Raw genomic sequence first — 24,009 nt, 5'->3', positions numbered from 1 at the left:
GGGTTTCTTTTTTTGCCTGGCCGCTTATTGAGCGGCTGTCAGACCTTCCATCTTCTGGCGCAGGCTCAGCGGACGCATGTCAGTCCAGACTTCCTCGATGTAGGCCAGGCATTCCTTCTTCAAGCCGCTCTTGCCCACGGTGCGCCAACCCTCTGGCACGGCTTTGTAATCCGGCCAGATCGAGTACTGCTCTTCGTGGTTGACCACGACCTGAAAGAGGATGTCCTCGCGGTCGAATACTGACGTCATGCTGATTCTCCATCGTTGTAAGGGTGGGCTGCTCGAAGGGTGCAGCCGGGTATGTAGAAAGAACGTTCGGCGTGGTGAGAAATTTAGAGTGCCGCGATGGCCGCGCCCAGGGCGCGACCGAAAATCTCGGCAACACGGTCGATCTCGGCAGCGGTGATCACCAACGGCGGCAGGAAACGCACCACCGCGCCATGACGGCCACCCAGTTCCAGAATCAAGCCACGCTTGAGGCATTCGCGCTGCACCAGTGGCGCCAGTCGCGCAAACGACGGTGGATGGCCGAGCGCATCCGGGGCGCCATTCGGATCGACCAACTCGACACCAAGCATCAAACCGCGACCACGAACATCGCCCAGTTGCGGGAAATCCCGTTGCAGGATGCGCAGGTGCTCACTCAAGCGCGCGCCCATGGCGGCGGCGTGTTCGCACACCTTGTGTTCGACCAGATACCGCATGACCGCAGAGCCTGCAGCCATCGCCATCTGATTGCCCCGGAAGGTACCGGCGTGGGCGCCCGGTTGCCAGGTGTCGAGCCAGTCGCGATAGACCACCACCGCCAGCGGCAGACTGCCGCCGATGGCTTTGGACAGCACCACCACGTCCGGGGTGATGCCGGCGTGTTCAAAGGCGAACATCTTGCCGGTACGGGCGAAACCGCTCTGGATCTCATCGACAATCAGCGCCACACCAGCCTTCTCGGTGATCCTGCGCAAACCGCGCAGCCATTCGATATCGGCGGGGATCACACCGCCCTCGCCCTGCACCGCCTCGACGATCACCGCCGCAGGCAATTGCACGCCCGCTTCAGGATCGTTCAGCAGGTTTTCCAGATAGCTCAGGTTTGCCTTCACCCCCGCCGCGCCACCGAGGCCAAACGGGCAACGGTAGTCATACGGGAATGGCATGAACTGCACGCCGCTGCTGAGCAAAGCCCCCAGCGGTTTTTTCGGCCCCAGGCTGCCCATCAGGCTCAATGCCCCCTGGCTCATGCCGTGATAACCGCCGGAGAACGACAGCACCGTACTGCGCCCGGTGGCAGTGCGCACCAGTTTCAACGCCGCTTCCACTGCATCAGTGCCGGTCGGGCCGCAGAACTGGATTTTCGCTTGCGCCGCCAGCGCCGGGGGCAGCAGGCCGAACAGATCCTGGACAAACTGATCCTTGACCGGGGTGGTCAGGTCCAGCGTATGCAGCGGCAATTCATCGGCCAGCACCTGCTGGATCGCCTCGATCACCACCGGATGGTTGTGCCCCAGCGCCAACGTGCCGGCACCGGCCAGGCAGTCGATGAAAGTACGCCCCTCGACGTCTTCGACATACAAGCCCCTGGCGCGCTTGAGTGCCAGCGGAATGCGGCGTGGATAGCTGCGGGCATTGGATTCCTGCCGGGCCTGACGGGCCAGCAATGGCGATTCATTGAACTGATACAGGGTTTCCGCTGGCGCCGAGATGACCCGGGCCGACGACGCTTCGATAAGGCTGGTGGCGACTGACATCTCTCGACCCCTCAATTGGCTATGGATAGCGACCAAAACAGCACACCCGACAATTACGCATTCCAGTCACGGCGCGCACTTGCAGGTTTTCCTGTTCTGGAAACGCTTAAGCGAGGTGAGGATTTAGGCCCTTGATCGACTCGTCATCCGGTCAACGGCAACGGCTTGTACATGGGCAGGACCTGCAAGCCTTGGTGTGCCAGGGATGGTTCGGATTCGTGATACCCCAGATGACGATAAAAGGCTTCACCGGTGCAAGTGCTGTTGAGGTGGGCGTGAAGCGCCCCCCGAACCCGCAACCAGCCTTCAAGATCATTCATCAGCGCCCGCCCCACGCCACGGCGAAAGGATTGCGGCTGTACATAGCAGAACACAATGTCGCCGCTGACCCGGGCCATGCCGACACCGACCGGCTTGTCCGCCTGCAAAGCGATACTCAAGTAGAAGTGCGGATCGGCGAGCCGGGCACTGATGGCGTCAGCGCTATGCTGTCGGGTCCAGCCACTGACGAGCAGCGGGTCATTGCGATGATCGAGCGCACAACCGAAACGGATCGAATGTTCGATGATACGGCTGATGATTCCGACGTCGGCCAGAATGGCCGGACGAATGCAGATGGGTGCTTCCATGGCGCAGTTCCCTCAATCCATTGAGTCAAAGCTTGGGTGACCTTAACCCCAAGCCAGCCGGATAGCGAACGCCGAGAAGTTACATTTGATGAGCCAAAACACTGATCCTTTGTGGGATTCATGCTGGATTCAGGCCGGTTGCAACGGCATGGTCAGTTCAACCCGCAACCCGTCCGGGCGGCTGTCGAAATGCAGCGCGCAGTCGCAACGCTGGACGATTGCCTGAACAATCGCCAGGCCCAGGCCGCAGCCCGTGCTCTGGCCATTGCGCCAGAAGCGCTGGGTCAGATGCTGCAGATCGTCCTGCGCAATGCCGGGGCCGTGGTCACGCACGACAAAGCGTACGCGGTTGCCGATGGTTTCCAGGCTCACCTCGACCGCACAGTCCTCGGGCGTGTGGCGCAGGGCGTTGTCGAGCAAATTGCGCAGCGCGGCAATCGACAGCACCGCTGGCATTTGCAATGGCGCTGCCGAGAGATTGGCCGGCACCTGCAATTCGATCCGCTGACGTTCACCACCCGTGGCGTCCTGAATGGCGAGTCTGGCCACTTGTTCGGCGCTGCATTGCGAACCGTCATCAAACGAGAGACTGCCCTCAACCCGCGCCAGCAACAGCAACTGCTCAAGCGTGCGATGCAGACGGTCGGCGCCCTCCTCGGCCCGTGCCAGCGACTGATCGCGGGCACTGCCGTCGGTCATGCGTGCCACTTGCAGGTGCGTCTTGATCGCCGTCAGCGGGCTGCGCAGTTCGTGGGCGGCGTCACCGGTCAGGCGACGTTCACGTTCGATGGTCTTGCCGATGCGCTGGAACAACTGATTCTGGGTGTCGAGCAAAGGCTTCAGTTCGCTGGGAAACGACTGCAACTGCAACGGCTCAAGCGAATCGGCATTACGCCGCATCAAAGCTTCGCGCAGACGGTTGAGCGGCGCCAGCCCTTGGCCGATCCCCAGCCACAGCAGGCACAGACATCCGAGTAACGCCACCCCCACCGGCACCGACGCCGCCAGCAGGATCGACATGTTCAGGGCTTCGCGTTCAATCTGCCGGTCCGCCGTGGTGATCCGCACATCGCCCCGGGCGAGGGTGAAACTGCGCCACGGCGCGCCGTCGATCATCTGGTCGTGGAAGCCCATTTTCTCGGCCTCCAGCGCTTGTTCAGGATGGTTGTGACTGCGGGCGAGAATCTCCCCGCGCAGCGAACTGACCTGACAGGCCATGCCGCCGGGAATGTTCAGTTGCTCGGCACTGAAATGAGTGCCCTCACCTTTGCTCGGCAAGGCCGGCAGTTGCTCCAGCAGCCCGGCAACCATGCGTGCTGAAGCCACCAGACGCTGATCGAGGGAAAACATCATCTGATTGCGCAGATCGCTGAGCATCCACGCCGCTGCCAGCGCCCAGATCAGCGCAAACGCAGCGCCGAGGGTCAGGCTCAGGCGCAATCGCAGACTCATCACTTGTTCTGATCTCCACCATCGGCCGGCCCGAGGCGATAGCCCAGCCCTCGCACAGTCTCGACAATGCCTTTGCCCAGTTTGCTGCGCAGGTGATGGATATGCACGTTCAGCGCGTTGCTTTCCAGCTCATCATTGAAACCGTAGACGCTGTCTTTCAATTGTTCGGTGGAAAGCACTCGGCCCCGGTTGTGCAGGAGGGCTTGCAGCAGCGATTGTTCGCGTCGCGACAAATCCACCGGCTGCCCGGCCAGGGTGGTTTCACGGCTGCTCGGGTCGTAGGTCAGCGCACCGTGTTCAATCAGGTTGACGCTGCGCCCGGCCACTCGACGCAGCAGGGTTTGCAGACGCGCAAAAAGCTCACGCAGATCAAACGGTTTGAGCAAGTAATCGTCAGCGCCGGCCTGCAAGCCGTTGACGCGGTCGGTGACCGAATCGCGTGCAGTCAGAATCAGCACGGGAATCTCCAGGCCTTGTTGGCGTAGCTGCTGCAACAGTTTGAGGCCATCTTCGTCGGGCAGGCCGAGATCAAGCACCATCACGTCAAACTCGGCGACCTTGAGTATCGCCCGCGCCTTGGACGCGGTGTTGACGTGCTCCACAGTCAAGCCCTGGGCAGTGAGACCGGCGACGATACCGCTGGCGATCAACTCATCGTCTTCACAAACCAGTACGTGCATGGCAGCTCCCTGAGCAAAAGACGTGAGTGAAGCAAGTGAGGATTAAGCGGCAATTATGGCGATCCCCGAGTGTGACGCAAAGCACAGCGAACAATCGAGCGGGCCAGCGCCCTGTGATCGCCCACTCCAATAGTCGGATGTTGCGCTAGATCATGTCCATCCAGCGCTTCCAGAAATAAAAAACCACACCTTTTCACTACATACAAATAACTTTTCCAGATAGTTTGAACACGCCTCACAAAAACAACCCTGATTAAATGGACTTAAAACATGCGTCAATTAAAAAACTTCGTCGCCGTCGACTGGCGCTCTGGCCCCGATCGCATTTACTTCTTTTTCAAAGACACCGACACCTATTCTCGATTCGATATCGGCGACCGACAAGTGCCGGACGGCTATCCCGGCCCCACTAAAGGCAGCTGGGACAAGTTCGACCCGTACACCAAACACTTGCGCTTCGGCTTCACCACCACGTCACTGGGGTTTAACGCCGGCAGCGACGAAGATATCGCCTGGCTGTTCTTCTACAACGGCGACACGCCGACAGTCTGCAAGTACAACCAGGACGAAGACAAAGTATCGGGCATTTACAAATTGGCCGACACGCTCTGGAAGCCGATACTTCCTTACTTTGACAAGATCATTACCGGTACATGGGCAGAGATTACGGGCCATTCTTTCCTGTTCAGATTCATCCTCAATGACGGGCATTACCTGACGTTCGACTTCAGAGCAAAAACACTGACCCGCAATGCGTTGGGCCAGCATAGGCTGGGCGCCCTTGTTCCTTATAAAAACCGGATCATCACCGGCGCACAAAATGATCGGACTTTCGCAGACAGCTATTGGTATATCTTCCTGACCGGCAACCAATACCTTGTTTACAACATACTGACAGACCGGCTCGTATCCGGCCCGCACAACATCAATGAAACCAATTGGCCGGGGCTGCTGCGCGACTGAGCCATTGTGTGACAGCCGCCGTACAAACAAACCTTAAAGCAGCAAACTTACCGCTTTTATATGAATGGAATCAGACATGCCTGAATTAAAAAATTTTGTCGCTGTGGACTGGCGCGCAGGAGAAGACCGGATTTATTTTTTCTTCAAAGACACCAACACCTACTCACGCTTCAACATTGGTGACAATGAAGTACCGGAGGGTTACCCCACACCTGTCAAGGGTCGCTGGGACACTCTCAATGACGTAAAAAACCTGCGTTTCGGCTTCACTACAACCGGAATCCCTCGGGAGAAAGTATTCTTCGATGACCGCGATATTCTGTGGTTGTTCTCTTATCAGGATAAAACTCCGGTGGTGACGTGGTACAACCAGGATACCGACAAAGTCATGGGCCACCAGCTCCTTGAACATTCAATGTGGCACCGCCTGAAACCGTACTTTGAGCGAATTATCGGAGGTACCTGGTGGCCGATTCTCGCAAAAGACAAATATTTCCGGTTTCTGTTAAGCGATGGCACTACCCTCAGCTTAAACCTGGCACGCGACACGATCAGTCACAGAACGATCAACGAGAATAATTGGCCGGGCTTGTCGCGCTATAAACATCGAATGATTTCCGTTGCACAAAATGATCGTACATCGGACAGCTCAGTGCTTTACATTTTCCTGACCAACCACGAGTACCTGAGATACGACATGGACAATTCACTAACGTACGGCCCAATGTCGGTCAATGACGGTACCTGGCCAGGACTGTTGCGTGACTGACTCGCCAAGAGGCTTCACAGGGCGCGGTTAATCATCGGTTAATCGCCACCGCCCATTCTGCGCTTCACTTGCACAGGGACAAGGCTCCTACATGCGTCATTTCTTTCTACTGTTTGCGCTTCTGATTTCGAGTCTGGCCCAGGCAGGAAACAATCCATTTGAAACAAAACCCGAGTTTCTACCGGTCGACCAGGCGTTCGCGCTCACGTCCGAACGCCTGGAATCCGGTGAAACCCAGCTATTCTGGCAAATTACAGACGGCTACTACCTGTACCAGAAACGCCTGAAATTCGACGGGCTGACGGCCGAGCAGCAGCCGGCACTGCCCGAGGGCGAATCCCACAGCGACGAGTTTTTCGGTGAACAACCGGTGTATCGCCAAGGGCTGGAGGTAAAAATTCCTGCGGCGGCCACCGGTCAAATCAAAGTCAGCTACCAGGGCTGTGCCGATGCGGGCTTGTGTTATCCGCCGCAAACCCGGGTCATCGACCTCGGGGGCAAAGCGCAAACCAATGCGAGCGCCGAGGCACCGGATCAAGCCCTGGCCAGCAGCCTGCAACAACGGGCGCTGGGCTGGAGCCTGCTGGTGTTTTTCGGCCTTGGCCTGCTATTGGCGTTCACCCCTTGCACATTGCCGATGCTGCCGATCCTGGCCGGGATGATTGTCGGCAGTGGCGCGACGCCACGTCGCGGTTTCGCGCTGGCCAGCAGTTATGTGATCTGCATGGCACTGGTGTATGCCGCGATGGGCGTGATCGCCGCACTGCTGGGGGCGAACCTGCAGGCCTGGTTGCAAAATCCTTGGCTGCTGGGTGCCTTCGCCGCCGTGTTCGTGGTACTGGCATTGCCGATGTTCGGTTTCTTTGAACTGCAATTGCCGGTCGCGCTGCGGGACCGACTGGAACACGCTTCGCGCAGCCGCACCGGTGGCAGCCTGATTGGCGCGGGTGTACTCGGCGCGCTGTCCGGTTTGCTGGTGGGCCCCTGCATGACCGCGCCACTGGCCGGTGCGCTGCTGTACATCGCACAGAGCGGTAACGCCCTGCATGGCGGTCTGATTCTGTTCGCGCTGGGGATCGGCATTGGCGTACCGCTGTTGCTGCTGGTGACGGTCGGCAATCGCTTCCTGCCAAAACCCGGTGACTGGATGAACCTGCTCAAAGGCGTGTTCGGCTTCCTGTTCCTCGCCACCGCATTGTTGATGTTGCGCCCGGTGCTGGATCCGTCTTTGTGGCAGGGTTTGTGCGGTGCCCTGTTGTTGATCGCCGCTTATAGCGCCTGGAAACAATCCGAAGGTTATGGCCGGGTTGCCCAGATGTTCGGTGCCACGTCCTTGCTGCTCGGGTTGTGGGGCAGTTTGCTGGTGATCGGCGCCGCTGGCGGCAGCGACGATCCGTACCAGCCGTTGCAGGTCTACAGCGCCGGCCGTGTCACCAACGCCGCAACGAGTGGCCATGACGCGTTCACCACTCTCAAGGATCCGGCGGCACTGCAACGCGAACTGGATACCGCCAAGGCCCAGGGCCAGTGGGTGCTGCTCGATTACTACGCCGACTGGTGCGTGTCGTGCAAAGTCATGGAAAAGCAGGTGTTCGGCAAGGACAAGGTGATGCAGGCACTGAGCGATGTGCGCCTGCTGCGACTGGATGTCACCGCCGACAACGCCGCCAGCCGTGAACTGCTCGGTCGCTACAAAGTACCGGGACCACCCAGCTTCGTGTGGATCGGCGCCGACGGCAAGGAACGCCGTAGCCAGCGCATTACCGGTGAAGTCGATGCCGATACGTTCCTGCAACGCTGGACCGCCACCCGGGACGCCAACTGATGCTGACCTTCACCCTCGGCACGTTTGCCATCGCGCTTAATCACCTGCTGCTGATCAGTGCATTGGCACTGGCAACCTTTGTTGGCTGGCGGGTGGCCAAGCGTGGTGGCGATAACCCCGAGTCAGCGTTGTTCTGCCTGTTTCTGCTCGGCATACTCGCGGCCCGCATCGCATTTGTCGCCATGTACTGGAGCCACTATCGCAATGATCCGTGGCAGATCATCGACCTGCGCGATGGTGGTTTTCTTGCCTGGCCGGGGGTGATCGTATTGCTGTTGGCGGCGCTGTATCGTGGCTGGCGTCGCCCGGGGGCGCGTCGACCGCTGGGGTTCGGCGTCGCCAGCGGCGTGGCCTTCTGGCTGCTGGCGACCTTGTCGTTGAATATCTACGAACAAGGTACCCGCTTGCCGGACATCTCTCTGCGCAACGCGGCCGGGGAGACCATCAAACTCAGCGACTATCAGGGCGGGCCACTGGTGATCAACCTGTGGGCGACCTGGTGCCCGCCCTGCCGGCGGGAGATGCCGGTACTGGAAAGTGCCCAACAGCAACGCCCCGATTTGACCTTCCTGTTCGTCAATCAGGCCGAAAGCATGCAGAGCGTGGCGACGTTTCTCGAAACCCAGGGTCTGAGCCTGAGCAACGTGTTGTTCGACCGTGGCGGCCGCCTGGGTCAGGCCGTGGGTTCCATGGCATTACCCACTACCCTGTTCTATAGCCCTGACGGCCGGCTGTTGGCCAGTCATCTGGGCGAACTGTCCAACGCCAGTCTGGCCCGCGCCCTGGAAAACTTCGACGCCCCGAACCGAGCCACAGGCCCGGCCACCTCTGCAAGGAAACTGCCATGCACCGCCTCCGCCACCTGCTGACGCTGACCCTGGGCACAGCCCTGCTCCACCTGCCGTCCGTTCAGGCCGCTGAAGAGTTACCGGCCGCGATCAAAAAGATCGAAGCCAAAGGCGCAAAAATCGTCGGCCAGTTCGACGCCCCGGACGGCTTGCGTGGTTATGCCGCGCAATACCAGAACCGTGGCATGGCGCTGTACCTGACCCCGGACGGTCAACACGTTTTGCTGGGCAACCTGTACGACGCCGACGGCAAGGACCTGAGCAGCGAACCGCTGCAAAAACTGGTCTACGCGCCGATGGCCAAGGAAGTCTGGGCCAAGTTTGAAGCGAGCAACTGGATTCAGGACGGCAACAAGGATGCACCCCGCACGGTGTACCTGTTCAGCGACCCGAACTGCCCGTATTGCAACATGTTCTGGGAACAGGCACGGCCGTGGGTCAACTCCGGCAAGGTGCAATTACGGCACATCATGGTCGGGATCATTCGCGAAGACAGCCCGGGTAAATCTGCTGCGCTGCTGGCCGCCAAGGATCCGGCAAAGGCCCTGCAAGACCACGAAAAGGCAGGCAAGGGCAGTTCGCTCAAAGCGTTGAAAGACATCCCGGCGGCGGTGCAGACCAAACTGGCGGCAAACATGCAGTTGATGGAAGACCTGGACCTGCAAGCCACGCCAGCGATTTTCTATATGGACGACAAGGGCGAACTGCAACAGCAACAAGGCGCGCCGACGCCGGACAAGTTGGCGAAGATTCTTGGGCCTAAATAACACTGGACATTGTTGAGGCTACTGCCCCTTCGCAAACGAGCCCGCTCCCACAGTGGAATGCCATCCTTCTGTGGGCGCGGGCTCGCTCGCGAAGAACGATGACGCGGTCTAACCGTTGCGCTCACTCAGGAAGTTGAACAGCACTTGAGTCACAAACGCCGGATTCTCCAGATTGGAGATATGCCCCGCCTCTGGCACCAGTACCCACGGGCAACCAATCAGCTCTGCCATTTCCTGCGCTTCCGACGGTGGCCGTGGTTTGTCCTGATCGCCGCACAGCACCAGTGTGGTCGCTGCATTCAGCTCACCCAAACGCGGCAACAGGTCATCACGACCAAAGGTGATGCGCCCCATCGGCACGATGCTTTCGCGTAGCCGGTCAGCAGTGTAAGCCGCGAGTTTTGCGCGAAAACCCTGATACAACGCCGACTGCGGATCAATGCCCGGCCGGAAGAAGATCGGCACGACGATGTCGAGCAACTGTTCAGAGATTTCCCCGGTTTCCTCGATCTGTTTAAACAGCGAGAAGTAGTACTGACGGGTGGGTTCGGGTTCGACGCCAACGTAAGTGTCCATCAGCACCAGCCCCTTGAGCCGCTGCGGTGCCGACAGCGCCAGACGCACGCCCCACATGCCACCCACCGACAGCCCGACCAGCGTGACCTTGTCGATGCCCAGATGATCGAGCAACGCCTGCGCCTGACGGGCAATGTCATCCAGCGACTGAGTGCCATCGGGCAGCCGCCCGGATTCGCCATGGCCCCACAGATCCAGCGCAATCACTCGATAGTGCGGCGATAACGCGGCGATCTGCGGCGCCCACATGGCCTGGTCCCACAAATAGCTGCCGGCCAGCAACACGGCGGGGCCTGTGCCTTGATCAATGTAATGAAGTGCTTGTCCGTCCACCGTGAAAAAGGGCATCGATTCACCTGCGCGGTAAAAAAGTGAACCGGCAGACTGAGCTGCCGGTTCGGGGTCGTCAACCTTGAAAATGTACTCGAATGTGGCGGTTGAAGTGTGTTGAGTTCAATGATGCCGGAGACTACAAACCCTCCAGCTGCGCCATCAGATCATTCAAGCGATCCACCTTCTCCTCGGTGATATCGCTGGCCGCCAGCCCCTCAATGTATTCGGCCAGCGCCTCGACCGTGCTGCACTCGAACATCGCCCGCAGCGGCACGTCGCGTTGCAGGGTTTTCTGCACCCGCGAAGCAATCTGCGTGGCCAGCAAAGAATGCCCGCCCAGCTCGAAGAAGTTGTCGCGCACGCCGACCTTCTCGACCTTCAACACCTCAGCCCAAATACCCGCCAGGGTCTGCTCAAGCTCATTGCGTGGCGCCCGATAATCGCGGCTCTGCAACTGACCGATCTCCAGCGCCGGCAACGCTTTGCGATCCAGTTTGCCGTTGCTGTTGAGCGGCAACTGCGCAAGCCACAACCAGTGCAGCGGCACCATGTACTCCGGCAATTCGCTGCGCAGGCGTTGTTTGATGCGCTCCAGACGTTCGTCGGGGTTGAGCGCGCAATCCGCCGCAACCAGATAGCCGACCAAGTGCTTGCCGTTGACGCCCTCCTGCACCCCGACCGCCGCATCGCGCAATTGCGGTTGTTCGTGCAGACGCGCTTCGATCTCACCCAATTCGATCCGGTAACCGCGAATCTTCACCTGATGATCGACGCGGCCGACGTATTCCAGCACGCCATCGCTACGCCGCCGCGCCAGGTCACCGGTGCGATACAGACGCTCGCCCGGCGCACCGAACGGATTCGGTACAAACACCGGCGCAGTGCGCAGCGGATCGCTGACATAACCGCGCCCGACCCCGGTGCCGGCCACGCACAATTCCCCCACCGCACCCAACGGCACCAGTTCCAGCGCGCCATCAAGCAGATACAGCACGTTGTTGTCGGTGGGTGTGCCGATCGGCAGATAGCTGCCGCGAGTCGAGGCCATGTCCACACGGTAGAACGCCACGTCATCGGAACATTCCGCCGGGCCGTAAGCGTTGACCAGACCGATCTGCGGGTAACGCTGCAGCCATTGGTGCGCCAGCTCCGGCGGCATCGCCTCGCCGGTCGGTAGCATCCAGCGCAGACCGTCGAGGCTCAGGTGATCCGAGGCCAGCATGCCCTGAATCAGTGACGGCACGCTCTCCAGCACAGTGATGCCCTGCACCTGCACATGCGCCAGCAAACCTTGCGGATCGTGGGCGATGGTGTTCGGCACGATGTCCACTCGCGCCCCGAACAGCGGCGCGGCGAGGAACTGCCAGACGGAAATGTCGAAGCTTTGCGAAGCGGTCTGCGCGATCACGTCGGCCTCGCTCAAATCGAGGTACGGGCGCTTGCTCAACTGGTTGTTGAGCATGCCGCGCTGTTCGACCATCACACCCTTCGGCAAACCGGTGGAGCCCGAGGTGTAGATCACATAAGCGAGGTTGTCCGGGCCACTGTGAATGCCCGGGTTTTCCATCGACGTCGCCAGGGCCTGAACCTCTTCCCAGACCAACAACCGTGGGCGGTTGGCGCAACTGAATTCGTCCAGCAAGACCTGCGCCTGTTCACGGCACGCCTCGCTGCACACCAGCACCGGCGTGCGGCTCAGTTCGATGATCCGTTGCAGACGCTGACTCGGCAGGCCCGGGTCCAGCGGCAGGTAACCGGCACCGGCCTTGAAGCCGCCGATGATCATGCCCAGCAGATCGAGGTTACGTTCGGCCAGCAACGCCACCGGTTGATCCATCTGCACGCCGGCCGCAACCAGTGCATGACCAAGGCGGTTGGCGTTGTGGTTCAGCGCCTCGTAGCTCAATTGCTGATCGAGATAACGGGCGGCGATGCGTTGCGGATGTTGCGCAACCTGCGCTTCGAACAGCGACACGTAGCTGTGCTCCAACGGATAGTCGTGAGCGCTCTGGTTGCAGCCGTGCAGCAGAAAATCTTGTTCTTCGCGACCCAGCAGCGGCAAATCGGCCATGTCACCATGGAAGCCGTCGATCAGCGCCAGCAGCAGTCGCTTGAACTCGCCGAGCATGCGCTCGACCGTCGATTCGTCGAAATAACGCTGGTCATAAGACAGGTGCAGACCGAGGTCATCGCCCGGGTAGCACACCGCCGTCAGCGGGAAGTTGGTGTGGGTGCGGCCCGAATCCGAGGTTGCATTCAGGCTCTGCGCCCGGTCCAGCACCGAGACTTCCACCGGGGCGTTTTCAAACACGAACAGGCTGTCGAACAGCGGCTGGCCTTTGGGCAATTCGCTCTGTTCCTGAATGTTCACCAGCGGCAGGTATTCGTACTCGCGCAGTTGCATGTTGCTGTCGAGCAGACCACTGAGCCACTGGCGCACGCCACAGCGCTGATCGTCCGCCGGCATCTGCACCCGCAGCGCGACACTGTTAATGAACAGGCCAACGGTGCGTTGCATCTGCGGCATGTCCACCGGACGCCCGGCCACGGTGACACCAAACAGCACGTCACGATCACCGCTCAGGCGTCGCAGCACCAGTGCCCACGCCGCTTGGGCGAAGGTGTTGATGGTCAGTTGGTGGGCCTGCGCCAGCTCACGCAGACGTGCACCGTCCTCGACATTGAGACGGGTGTAGCGGTCGCCGACGATCATGCCGCCGCTGTCACCGGCGTGTTCACGCAGGAACGGCCGGTCGCTGGGGATCGGCGTGGTGCGTTCGAACCCTTGCAGATTCTGCTGCCACCACTGCCGCGCCTCGGCCAGGCTCTGGCGTTGCAACCAAGCGATGTAATCGCGATAGCGCGGCGGCACCGACAACTGTGCTTCGCGGCCCTCGCCGAGGGCGGTGTAGATCTCGAAGAAGTCGTTCATCAACAACGAACGGCACCAGGCATCGATAAGGATGTGGTGGTTGCTCATCATGAACCAGTAACGCGCCGCGCCAACCTTGATCAGACGCAGGTGGAACGGTGCCTGATCGAGCAGATCGAAGCCGGCCTCGCGCTCGCTTTTGAGCAGCGCTTGCAGCTTGGGTTCCTGCTCGGTGTCGGCGATGGCGCTCCAGTCCAGATATTCGATCGGCGTGCGCCCCGGGGTGTGGATCACTTGCAGCATGTCTTCGCCGACGTTCCAGCAGAACGACGCACGCAACGCTTCGTGACGGGCGACCACCGCTTGCCAGGCCTGAGCGAAACGCTCGGGGTCGAGTTCGCTGTTGATGCGATAACGATCCTGCATGTAGTACAGACCGGTGCCCGGTTCGAGCAAGGTGTGCAGGAGCATGCCTTCCTGCATTGGGGTCAGCGGATAGACGTCTTCGATGTGCGCGGCCGGCACCGGCAAGGCATCGAGTTGTGCCTGGGTCAGTTTGGCCAGCGGGAAGTCCGACGGCGTCAGGCCGCCGGCCTCGCTTTGCACGCAGTGAGCGATCAGGCTTTGCAGTTCGCCGAGGTAGGCAGCGGCCAGCTCATTGATGGTCTGCGCGTTGTAACGCTCGTCGCTGAAGGTCCAGCGCAGCAGCAGTTCACCGCCATAGACCTGACTGTCGATGCTCAACTCGTTCGGCAGCGGCGCCTGTGGATCGTGGGCGGCACCGACCGGCTCGTCCAGCGGACGGAACAGAGCATGACTGCCGAAACTCTGGTCGAACTGACCGAGGTAATTGAAGGTGACCGGCGCATTCGGTAACGCCGCCATGCTGCGCTGGCAGACGTCATCGGCCAGATAACGCAGCACACCATAGCCCAGACCTTTGTGCGGCACGGCGCGCAGTTGTTCCTTGATCGCCTTGATCGAAGCGCCCTGCCCGGCAGCCTCTTCGATATTGTGCGGGGTCAGGCGTAATGGATAGGCGCTGGTGAACCAGCCGACGGTGCGGGTCAGGTCGATCTCGTCGAACAGGGTTTCGCGGCCGTGGCCTTCGAGTTGAATCAGCGCCGACGGCTGACCGCTCCAGCGGCACAAGACGCGGGCCAACGCAGTCAGCAGCAGGTCGTTGACCTGAGTGCGATAGGCACGCGGCGCCGCTTGCAGCAGTTGTTGAGTGCGCTCGGCATCGAGTCGCACGCTGACGGTTTGCGCGTGACGATGGTGTTGGTCGCCCTGCGGGTTTTCGCACGGCAGGTCAGCGTTCGGGCCGGCCAGTTGCGACTGCCACCAACTCAATTCTTCACGCAGGGACTCGCTGCCCGCGTAAGCCTGCAAGCGTGCCGCCCAGTCCTTGAAGGCGCTGGTTTTCGCCGGCAGTTTCAGCGACTGCCCGTTGTCGAGTTGGCGATACACGGTTTGCAGATCGTCGAGCAATACCCGCCACGACACACCGTCAACCACCAGGTGATGGATAGCAATAAACAGACGTTGCTGCCCTTGCGGGCCGTCGACCAGCAAAGCGCGCAGCAACGGGCCGTTTTGCAGATCGAGACGGCGCTGGGCATCGGCGAACAGTGCTTCACACTTGTCCATCGACGTGACACGCACCTGCCACAACACGACCGCTTCAGACACGGGCTGATGCGTCGCTTGCCACTCGCCTGCGACTTGGCTGAAACGCAGGCGCAAGGCATCGTGCTGTTCAATCACTGCCCACAGTGCCTGCTCCAGACGATGAGGTTCCAGCCTCACGGTCGGTTCCAGCAACAACGCCTGGTTCCAGTGCTGACGCTCAGGGATGTCCGTGTCGAAAAACCAGTGCTGGATTGGCGTCATTGGCGACTCGCCAACAACCCGACCTTGTTCGGCCGTCACCTGCTGCGTGCGACTGGCCACAGCGGCCAGCGTCTGCACGGTCTGGTGCTGGAACAGATCACGCGGGCTGAAATGAATACCCTGCTGTCGCGCACGACTGACCACTTGAATCGACAGGATCGAGTCGCCGCCGAGTTCGAAGAAGTTGTCGTTGAGACCGACCCGTTCGACGTTGAGCACGTCGCACCAGATCTGTGCCAGGGTCTGCTCCAATTCACTGTTGGGGGCGACGTAGTCCTGACGATTGAGCTCCGGATCCGGCGCCGGCAAGGCGCGGCGGTCGAGTTTGCCATTGGCCGTCAGCGGCATGCTTGCCAGCAGAATCAGGTGCGTCGGCACCATGTAATCCGGCAGTTTTGCCTTCAGATGCGACTTGAGGGCTTCACGCAGTTCGGCCTGTCTGGCTTCGACTTGATCGGCAAGCGCCGTCACCAGATAGGCCACCAATTGCTGACCGCTCGGTGTGTCCAGTGCCAGCACCACCGCTTCACGGATCGCGTCGTGATCGAGCAAGCGCGTTTCGATTTCGCCCAACTCGATACGGAAACCACGGATTTTCACCTGATGGTCGATGCGCCCCAAGTACTCCACCAGACCGTCGGCGCGCTGGCGCACCAGGTCGCCGGTGCGGTACATGCGTGCGCCATCGGTCGCAAACGGATCAGCGACAAAGCGTTCGGCGGTGATGCCCGCACGGTCGTGATAGGCCTGAGCCAGTCCCGCGCCGCCAACGAACAATTCACCCGTCGCGCCTTGCGGCACCAGCGCCAGATCGGCGTCGAGAATGTAAGCGACGCGCGCGCCGATCACGCTGCCGATCGGCACGCTGCCGGCGCCTTCTTCCAGCTCCTGGGGAGCGAGACTCGCCAGCGGCATGACCACGGTTTCGGTCGGGCCATAAGCGTTGAAGAACAGGCTCGGTTTGAACGCTGCACGAATGCGCTGCAGGTGTTCGCCGGTCAACGCTTCGCCACCGGTGATGATCATACGCACCGGGAGGATGTCGTTTTGCGTCGCCAGCCATTGCGCCAACTGGCTGCCATAGCTGGGGGTAAAGCCAAGAACGTTGATGCGATGACGGCGAATCAGCCCGCAGATTTCTTGCGCATCCCACTGCCCTTGCGCCCGCAGCACAACGTGCGCACCGCTGAGCAACGGCACCAGCAGACGCTCGGTGGCGGCGTCGAAGTTGATCGAATAGAAGTGCAGCTCGCAGTCATCCGCACGCATGCCAAAACGCTCGATCACCGCGAGGCAGTGCATGGCAATTTCACCGTGACTGACCACTACGCCTTTCGGTTTGCCGGTCGAGCCCGAGGTGTAAATCAGGTACGCCTGATGTTGCGGCAGGCTAATGAAGGGCAGCTCGGTGGCCGGGTAATCGGCCAGTGCGGCGCGATCATCCTCCAGGCACCAGCGCGCCACGCTCGACGGCAATGAGCCCAGGGCTTTGAACAGGGCGCGGTCACTGAGCAGCAGCCCGATGCGGCTGTCTTCGATCATGTAATGCAGACGATCGAGCGGGTATTCCGGGTCCAGCGGCACATAAGCGCCGCCGGCCTTGAGGATCGCCAGCAGGCCGATGACCATTTCCAGCGAACGCTCCAGCGCCAGACCAACCCGCACTTGCGGCCCGACGCCGCGCTCACGCAGCGCCCAGGCCAGACGATTGGCGCGGGCATCGAGTTCGCTGTAGCTCAGAGTCTGTCCGGCGAAAGTCAGGGCCGGTGCGTCTTTTCGCGCCAAAGCCTTTTCGGCGAACAGGTGATGGATGCACTGATCAAGGCGATGCTCGCCCGGCTCCACGCCGAGGCTGTCGAGCAATCGCTGGCGTTCAGGTTGATCGAGTAGCGGCAGTTCGCTGAGGCGTTGTTGCGGATCGGCGATCAGTGCTTCGAGCAGGTTGCACCAATGTCTGGCCATGCGTGCGATGGTCGGCTCATCGAACAAATCCGTGCTGTAGGTCAGGCAGCAACCGAGGCGATGGTCCAGGTCGGTGACTTCCAGATTGAGGTCGAACTTGGTCGCCCGTGCATCGTTGGCCAGGTACTCGACAGTCATGCCGGCGAGCGTGCGGCTCTGTTGGAACTCCCAGCGCTGCACGTTGCACATCACCTGGAACAGCGGGTTGTACGCGGCGCTGCGCGGTGGCTGCAAGGCCTCGACCAGATGATCGAACGGCAGGTCCTGATGCGACTGGCCTTCGATCACCGTATGGCGAACCTGGTCGAACAACTCGCCGACCGACATCTGCCCGTCGAGCTGGCACCGCAGCACCTGCGTGTTGAGGAACGCACCGATCAGCCCTTCGCTTTCCGGACGAATACGGTTGGCAACCGGCGCGCCGATGCGCAGATCGGTCTGGCCGCTGTAGCGGTAGAGCAGCGTGGCGAGGGCGGCGGTCATGGTCATGAACAGGGTCAGACCGTTTTGCGCATTGAACGCCCGAACCCGTGCGGCGAGACCGTCGCTCAGATCGAAGCGAAACAGTTCACCCTGATGGCTTTGCACTGGCGGGCGCGGACGGTCGCCCGGCAATTCCAGCAGCGGGTGTTCGCGGCCCAATTGCGCCGTCCAGTAGTCGAGCTGGCGCTGACGCTCGCCGGACTCCAGCCAGTCGCGCTGCCAGACGCTGTAGTCGAGGTATTGCACCGCCAGCGGTTCGAGCGGCGAATCGCGGTCATCGACGAACGCCTCGTACAACGCGCTGAGTTCGCGGGCAAAGATGTCCATCGCCCAGCCTTCGGTGACAATGTGGTGCAGGGTCAGGACGAAGTAATGTTCCTGATCGGCAGTCTTGACCAGGCAGGCGCGCAGCAGCGGGCCGTTTTCCAGGTCGAACGGCAGGTGCGCCTCTGCGTCGGCCAGTTGCTGGACGTTTTGCTCACGCACCTCAGCGGCGAGTTGGGAGAAATCCTTCCAGCCCATGCGTACACCGGTTTGGGCATGCACTTGCTGACGGGCCACGCCGTCGACGCTGGGGAACGTGGTGCGCAGGGTTTCGTGGCGCAGGATCAGCGCCTGCAATGCCGCCTCGAAATGCTCGACATGCAACACGCCCCGCAGGCGCGCCATGCCGCCGACGTTGTACGCCGGGCTGTCCGGTTCCATTTGCCAGAGGAACCACATGCGTTGCTGTGAGTAGGACAGCGGCACCGACTGACGGCGATCAACTTCAGCAATCGGCGGTTGTCGGTTGGTGCGGCCACTGACCTGGATCAGGCGAATCTGCTCGGCGAAATCGCCGAGTTCGCTGTGTTCGAACAAGGCGCGCAACGGCAGTTCGACGTCGCAGGCCTGACGAGTACGCGAGATGATTTGCGTGGCCAGCAGCGAGTGGCCGCCGAGGGCGAAGAAATCGTCGCGCAGACCGATTTTCGCCAGACAGAGCACTTCGCGCCAAATGCCGGCGATCTGTTGCTCAAGCGCAGAGACCGGTTCGACGTGTTCGCGCACTTGCCATTGCGGCGCTGGCAAGGCGCGGCGATCGAGTTTGCCGCTTGGGCTCAGGGGCATTTCGTCCAGACGCATCAGTTGCGCCGGAACCATGTATTGCGGCAGTTCGGCGGCCAATGCGGTTTTCAGGCGAATGATCTGCGCGTCCTGATTTTCGCGGCCATCAAGGGCCGTGAAATAGCCAATCAGTTGCGCACCGGCGGCGGTCTCGCGCACCTGCACCACGGCTTGGGCAACGCCGTCCTGAGCGAGCAGACGCGCTTCGATTTCTTCCGGTTCTACGCGAAAACCGCGCAGTTTGACCTGCTGATCGAGACGGCCGAGGTATTCGATCACTCCATCCGACGTCCAGCGAGCGCGGTCGCCAGTGCGGTACAGCCGCGCGCCCTGCTCGCCCAATGGATCGGCCACGAAACGTTCGGCGGTCAGTGCCGGGCGGGCGAGATAACCACGGGCCAGACCGCTACCGCTGATGCACAGTTCACCGGGTACACCGGCCGGTACTGGATTGAGATCGGCGTCGAGCACACGGCAGACCACATTGCCCAGCGGTCGGCCAATCGGCGAGCGCTCGCCATCGGCGCGGGTGCAATGCCAATGGGTGACGTTGATCGCGGTTTCGGTCGGGCCATAACGGTTGTGCAGTTGCACCGCCGGCCATTGCGCGAGCACGCGGTTGCGCAGCTCCGCCGGCAAGGCTTCACCGCCAGAGAAGACCCGGCGCAGGCTGGTGCACTCGGCGCTGAGTGGCTCGTCGATAAACAACGCCAGCAGCGGCGGCACGAAATGCAATGTGGTCACACCGTACTGCTGGACCAGTTGGGCGATGCGATGCGGATCGCGGTGCTCGCCGGGGCCGGCGATCAGCAAACGGGCACCGGTGATCAGCGGCCAGAAGCACTCCCACACCGACACGTCGAAACTGATCGGCGCTTTGTGCATCAGCACGTCGGTTTCGTTGAGGCGATAGCTGTTCTGCATCCACTGCAAACGTTCAGCGAGCGCCGCGTGGGTGTTGCCGACGCCTTTGGGTTGGCCGGTGGAACCGGAGGTGTAAATCACGTAGGCAAGGTTGTCGCCGTGCAGGCACAGACCCGGTGCCTGGCTTGGCCAGTTCTCCAAATGCAGCGCGTCCATGGCGATGACGCTGACACCCTCGCTGGCCGGCAAGCGGTCGAGCAGTGCGGTCTGGGTCAGCAGCAGTTCAACGCCGCTGTCGCTGAGCATGTAGGCCAAGCGATCGGCCGGATAATCCGGGTCCAGCGGCACGTAGGCGCCGCCTGCCTTGATGATCGCCAGCAGGCCGATCAACAGTTGCGGCGAACGCTCGGCGGCGATGGCCACGCAGACATCCGGGCCAACGCCTTTATCGCGCAGGTAATGCGCAAGGCGGTTGGCTTGTGTGTGCAACTGGGCAAAGTCGAGGCTGCCACCGTCCCAGATCAGTGCGCTGCGCTCGGGGGTCTGGCGTGCCTGTTCATTGAGCAGTTCCGGCAGCCATTGTTGCGCCGCAGTACACGGCGCAATGCTCCACTGTTGCTGTTGATCGTGCTCGGCGGCAGCCAACAGTTGCAGGTCGCCGATGGCTTGTTGCGGACGTTCACAGACCTCACGCAACACGTTGCTGAAATGCTCGGCCAGACGCTCGATGGTCGCGGCGTCAAACAGCTCATTGGCGTAGTCGAAGGACAGGGTCAGGCACCCGTTGCGGTCTTCTTCGCTGTGCAGTTGCAGGTCGAACTTGGCTTCGCGGCTGTGCCACGGCAGTTCCTCGGCGAGCAGACCCGGCAGACGTTTGAGCGCACTCAGATCGCGTTGCTGGTGGTTGAACATGACCTGGAACAGGCCTTGCTCACGGGCCTGCGGGAAGGCTTCGAGCAGTTGTTCGAACGGCAGATCCTGATGGGCCTGGGCACCGAGTACGGCGTGGCGGGTCTGGGCCAGCAATTGGACAAACGACGAGCGCGAATCGACTTCCGCGCGCAGCACTTGGGTGTTGATGAAGAAGCCAATCAGGCCCTGGGTTTCCAGGCGCGGACGGTTGGCATTGGGCACGCCGATGCGAATATCACGCTGGCCGCTGTAGCGGTGCAACAGACTCTGGAAGGCCGAGAGCAGCAGCATGAACGGCGTCGCTTCGTGCGCCTGCGCGGTGTTGCGGATCGCTTCGCTGAGGCTGACGCTCAGACGCACCGTGTGTCGTGCGGCGCTATGAAGTTGCTGAGCCGAGCGCGGATGATCGGAGGCCAGCGCCAGGGTCGGATGCTCATCGCCCAACTGCGCTTTCCAGTACGCCAGTTGCCGCTCGCCCTCGCCTTGCGCCAGCCATTGACGCTGCCAACTGCCGTAGTCGGCGTACTGAGTAGGCAACGACGCGAGACGGGCGGTAGCACCTTGGGAGGCGGCGGCATACAGGCGCGAGAACTCATCGATCAGCACGTTCAGCGACCAGCCATCAGCGATGATGTGATGCATCGTCACCAGCAGTTGGTGGTCTTCGTCATCGAGACGAATCAGCTTCACCCACAGCAACGGACCTTTTTGCAGATCAAAGGGAGTGCGCGCTTCGTCCTCGCGGATTTGTTGCGCACGGGTTTCACGCGCATGCAATGGCAGATCGCTGATGTCGATCCGTTGCAGGTTGAATTGAGCCGTCGCATCGACTTGCTGCAGGGCCACGCCGTCACGCTCCAAGAAGCGCGTGCGCAGGGATTCGTGGCGTTCGATCAGTTGCTCAAAGCTGCGGCGCAAGGCGTCTTCGTCCAGCTCACCGCGCAAACGCAAGGCACCGGGAATGGTGTAAGCGCTGCTTTGCGGGTCCAGTTGCCAGGTGATCCACAAACGATTCTGTGCCAGCGATTGCGCCATCGGCTCAGTGCGCGGCACAACGGTGATTGCGCCCTGAGCGTGGCCGCCATCTTCTTGCTGTTGCGCCACGGCGGCGGCAAAAGCAGACAGGGTCGGCGCTTCAAACAGCAGGCGCAGGTTCAGTTCCAGGCCGAGTGCTTCGCGAACACGGGCGATCACTTGGGTGGCGGCGATGGAGTTACCGCCGAGCAGGAAGAAGTGATCGTCGTTGTTGACCTGTTTGACGTTCAATTGCTCGGCCCAGATGTGGCCGATCAGGGCTTGCAGGTCAGTGGTTGGCACGGCCGGTTCGGTGCTTGAGGCTGCAGCCGAAGGGAACACCGCGTAGCTGTCGAGGCTGCCATCGGCCAGACGAAGGCGGCAGGCCGAGCGCTGAAGTTTGCCGCTGGACGTCTTCGGCAACGCGCCCGGATTGAGCAGCACCACCACGCTCGGTGCTTGCTGACAAGCCTCGGCCACCGCTTGGCGAATCGCGTTGATCAGCGCTTCGGGCGCCAGGATTTTCTGCACGCTGCGGCTGATTTCTGCGGCAATGCCGATGCCCTCTTCGCCATCCTGGCTGATCGCAAACGCGGCCACGCGCCCCTTGCGCACCACTTCCACTTCGCGCTCGACGATTTGCTCAATGTCCTGCGGATACAGGTTGTGACCGCGCACGATCAGCATATCTTTCAAACGACCGGTGATGAACAGCTCACCGTCGCGGCTGAAACCCAGGTCACCCGTGCGCAGCCAGGTGCGACCGGCGTGCTGAACGAAGGTCTTGGCACTGGCCTCGGGGTTGCGCCAATAGCCCTGAGCAATGCTCGGGCCGGCCGCCCAGACTTCACCGACGGCGTTATCGGCAAGTGCTTCAAGACGGGCGGGGTCGACGATCAGCACCGCATGTTCCGGCTGACTGATGCCACAACTCATGATCGGGCTGCCGTCACCCGGCTCGGCGCGGTTTTGTGCCAGCGCCTGGTCGTCCACGCGCAGTGCAGCAATGCCCGTGCCGCGCGGTGTGCCGGCGACAAACAGTGTGGCTTCGGCCAGGCCGTACGAGGCCATGAAACTGTCTTCACTGAAACCGCACACGGTGAACTTTTCGGCGAAACGTTGCAGGGTGTCGAGGCGGATCGGCTCGGAGCCGGAATACGCCACACGCCAGCGGCTCAGGTCGAGACGCTCAAGCGCCGATTCGCTGACCCGTTCGCTGCACAAGCGGTAAGCGAAATCCGGCCCGCCGCTGATGGTGCCGCCGTATTGGCTGATCGCTTCGAGCCAGCGCAACGGCCGGCCGAGGAAGTACGCCGGCGACATCAGGATGCACGGCACACCGCTGAAAATCGGCTGGAGCAAACCGCCAATCAGCCCCATGTCGTGGTACAGCGGCAGCCAACTGACGATCACGTCGTCGGGGTTCACGTCGATGCCAAAACCGTGTCGGATCAGCAATTCGTTGGCCACCAGATTGCCGTGACTGACTTGCACGCCTTTGGGCAACGCGGTGGAGCCGGAGGTGTATTGCAGGAAGGCGATGTGATCCGGCGACAGGGTCGGTTCAACCCAACGCTCGGCCAGAGCGTTGTCGAGGGTGTCGACGCACAGCAACGGCGGCGCCCCTTCGATCTGCTGCAAGGCGTCACGCAGATCTGCACTGGTCAGCAACAGACGCGGTTCGGCGTCGGCGATGATCGACAGCAATCGCGCCTGATGGTGACGACGGGCAGACTCCGGTGGATAGGCCGGTACCGCGATCACCCCCGCGTACAGACAACCAAAGAACGCCGCGACGTAATCCGGGCCGCTGGGAAACAACAGTACCGCACGATCACCGAACCCGGCTTCGGCCTGCAACGCGGCAGCAATGCTGCGTGCACGCTGATCGAGTTCGCGATAACTGAGCACCACAGCCTGCTCTTCGTTTTCGGCGAGAAAACGCAAGGCCAGTCGATCCGGCGTCAGGGCCGCGCGGCGCTGGAGGGCGTGGACCAGGGTGCTGGGGAGTTCGAACGCGTCGGTCATTGGGTGTCCTGCCTGAATTCGGCTTGCTAGTGGAATCGGGTTGCTGCGTCACGCCCTTCGAGGGCATGCAGGGCGCGGTCTACGCCGACCACGCAAGGCATGGGAATACTGTCTGGCCGGGGTGGTGACCCCGCAACCATTCACCAATGAGAACGGACGACGTCTTGAAATAATTAGTCGCCAAGCGGGCTAGCCAATGGCGCAGGGGTGCGGCGGCGTGTCGCACCTCCCAGACCGCACCCTCACGGATCATTAATTCTCTTTCTCAATTGACAATCATTATCATT

At 61.2% G+C, this 24,009-nt stretch carries 12 protein-coding genes; 5 read left to right on the top strand and 7 right to left on the bottom strand.

Translation table 11 applies throughout. The features are described 5' to 3' along the window. Positions 1 to 24: 24 nt before the first annotated feature. The 5 genes from AACY02_RS06495 to AACY02_RS06475 all read right to left on the bottom strand — a co-directional run bounded on the left by AACY02_RS06495 (position 25) and on the right by AACY02_RS06475 (position 4,506). Positions 25 to 249, bottom strand: coding sequence for an MbtH family protein (locus tag AACY02_RS06495; protein ID WP_221729142.1), 225 nt, complete (start codon positions 247 to 249; stop codon positions 25 to 27). Between the two features lie 83 nt (positions 250 to 332). Next, on the bottom strand, positions 333 to 1,745 hold the full coding sequence (locus AACY02_RS06490; RefSeq protein ID WP_339431246.1) for an aspartate aminotransferase family protein: 1,413 nt from the start codon (positions 1,743 to 1,745) through the stop codon (positions 333 to 335). 143 nt (positions 1,746 to 1,888) lie between these two features. Continuing rightward, entirely contained in the window at positions 1,889 to 2,374 is a 486-nt protein-coding gene (locus tag AACY02_RS06485) for a GNAT family N-acetyltransferase (protein ID WP_339431245.1), read from the bottom strand. Positions 2,375 to 2,503: 129 nt separating this feature from the next. Beyond that, complete coding sequence (locus AACY02_RS06480) at positions 2,504 to 3,826, bottom strand: ATP-binding protein (RefSeq protein WP_339431244.1); 1,323 nt, start codon at positions 3,824 to 3,826, stop codon at positions 2,504 to 2,506. Then, positions 3,826 to 4,506, bottom strand: coding sequence for a response regulator (locus tag AACY02_RS06475; RefSeq protein WP_221729146.1), 681 nt, complete (start codon positions 4,504 to 4,506; stop codon positions 3,826 to 3,828). The genes AACY02_RS06480 and AACY02_RS06475 overlap by 1 nt, the downstream gene beginning before the upstream one ends. 270 nt (positions 4,507 to 4,776) lie before the next feature. On the opposite strand from AACY02_RS06475, the gene AACY02_RS06470 reads away from it, so the two are divergent. From AACY02_RS06470 to dsbG, 5 genes are all read left to right on the top strand, one after another. Then, positions 4,777 to 5,469 carry a hypothetical protein gene (locus tag AACY02_RS06470; RefSeq protein WP_339431243.1) on the top strand — a complete coding sequence of 231 codons (693 nt, stop codon included), beginning with the start codon at positions 4,777 to 4,779 and terminating at the stop codon, positions 5,467 to 5,469. Positions 5,470 to 5,545: 76 nt separating this feature from the next. Continuing rightward, positions 5,546 to 6,238 carry a hypothetical protein gene (locus AACY02_RS06465; protein ID WP_339431242.1) on the top strand — a complete coding sequence of 231 codons (693 nt, stop codon included), beginning with the start codon at positions 5,546 to 5,548 and terminating at the stop codon, positions 6,236 to 6,238. A 91-nt stretch (positions 6,239 to 6,329) separates the two neighbouring features. Then, positions 6,330 to 8,063, top strand: a complete 1,734-nt coding sequence (gene dsbD / locus AACY02_RS06460) for a protein-disulfide reductase DsbD (RefSeq protein ID WP_339431241.1) — start codon at positions 6,330 to 6,332, stop codon at positions 8,061 to 8,063. Further along, positions 8,063 to 8,932, top strand: a complete 870-nt coding sequence (locus AACY02_RS06455) for a TlpA disulfide reductase family protein (RefSeq protein ID WP_339431240.1) — start codon at positions 8,063 to 8,065, stop codon at positions 8,930 to 8,932. Before dsbD ends, AACY02_RS06455 begins: the two co-directional genes overlap by 1 nt. Next, entirely contained in the window at positions 8,908 to 9,678 is a 771-nt protein-coding gene (dsbG, locus tag AACY02_RS06450) for a thiol:disulfide interchange protein DsbG (protein ID WP_221729151.1), read from the top strand. The genes AACY02_RS06455 and dsbG overlap by 25 nt, the downstream gene beginning before the upstream one ends. Before the next feature lie 108 nt (positions 9,679 to 9,786). On the opposite strand, the gene AACY02_RS06445 is transcribed toward dsbG, so the two are convergent. Together AACY02_RS06445 and AACY02_RS06440 are read right to left on the bottom strand one after the other, a co-directional pair. Continuing rightward, complete coding sequence (locus tag AACY02_RS06445) at positions 9,787 to 10,602, bottom strand: alpha/beta fold hydrolase (RefSeq protein WP_339431239.1); 816 nt, start codon at positions 10,600 to 10,602, stop codon at positions 9,787 to 9,789. Between the two features lie 121 nt (positions 10,603 to 10,723). Next, complete coding sequence (locus AACY02_RS06440) at positions 10,724 to 23,722, bottom strand: non-ribosomal peptide synthetase (RefSeq protein ID WP_339431238.1); 12,999 nt, start codon at positions 23,720 to 23,722, stop codon at positions 10,724 to 10,726. Positions 23,723 to 24,009: the final 287 nt, after the last annotated feature.

Origin of the sequence: Pseudomonas sp. EA_65y_Pfl2_P78, assembly GCF_963970495.1 — a bacterium.
GTDB lineage: Bacteria > Pseudomonadota > Gammaproteobacteria > Pseudomonadales > Pseudomonadaceae > Aquipseudomonas > Aquipseudomonas baetica_A.
Note: the sequence above shows the minus strand (reverse complement) of the source record. Positions and strands in the feature narration are given on the sequence as shown.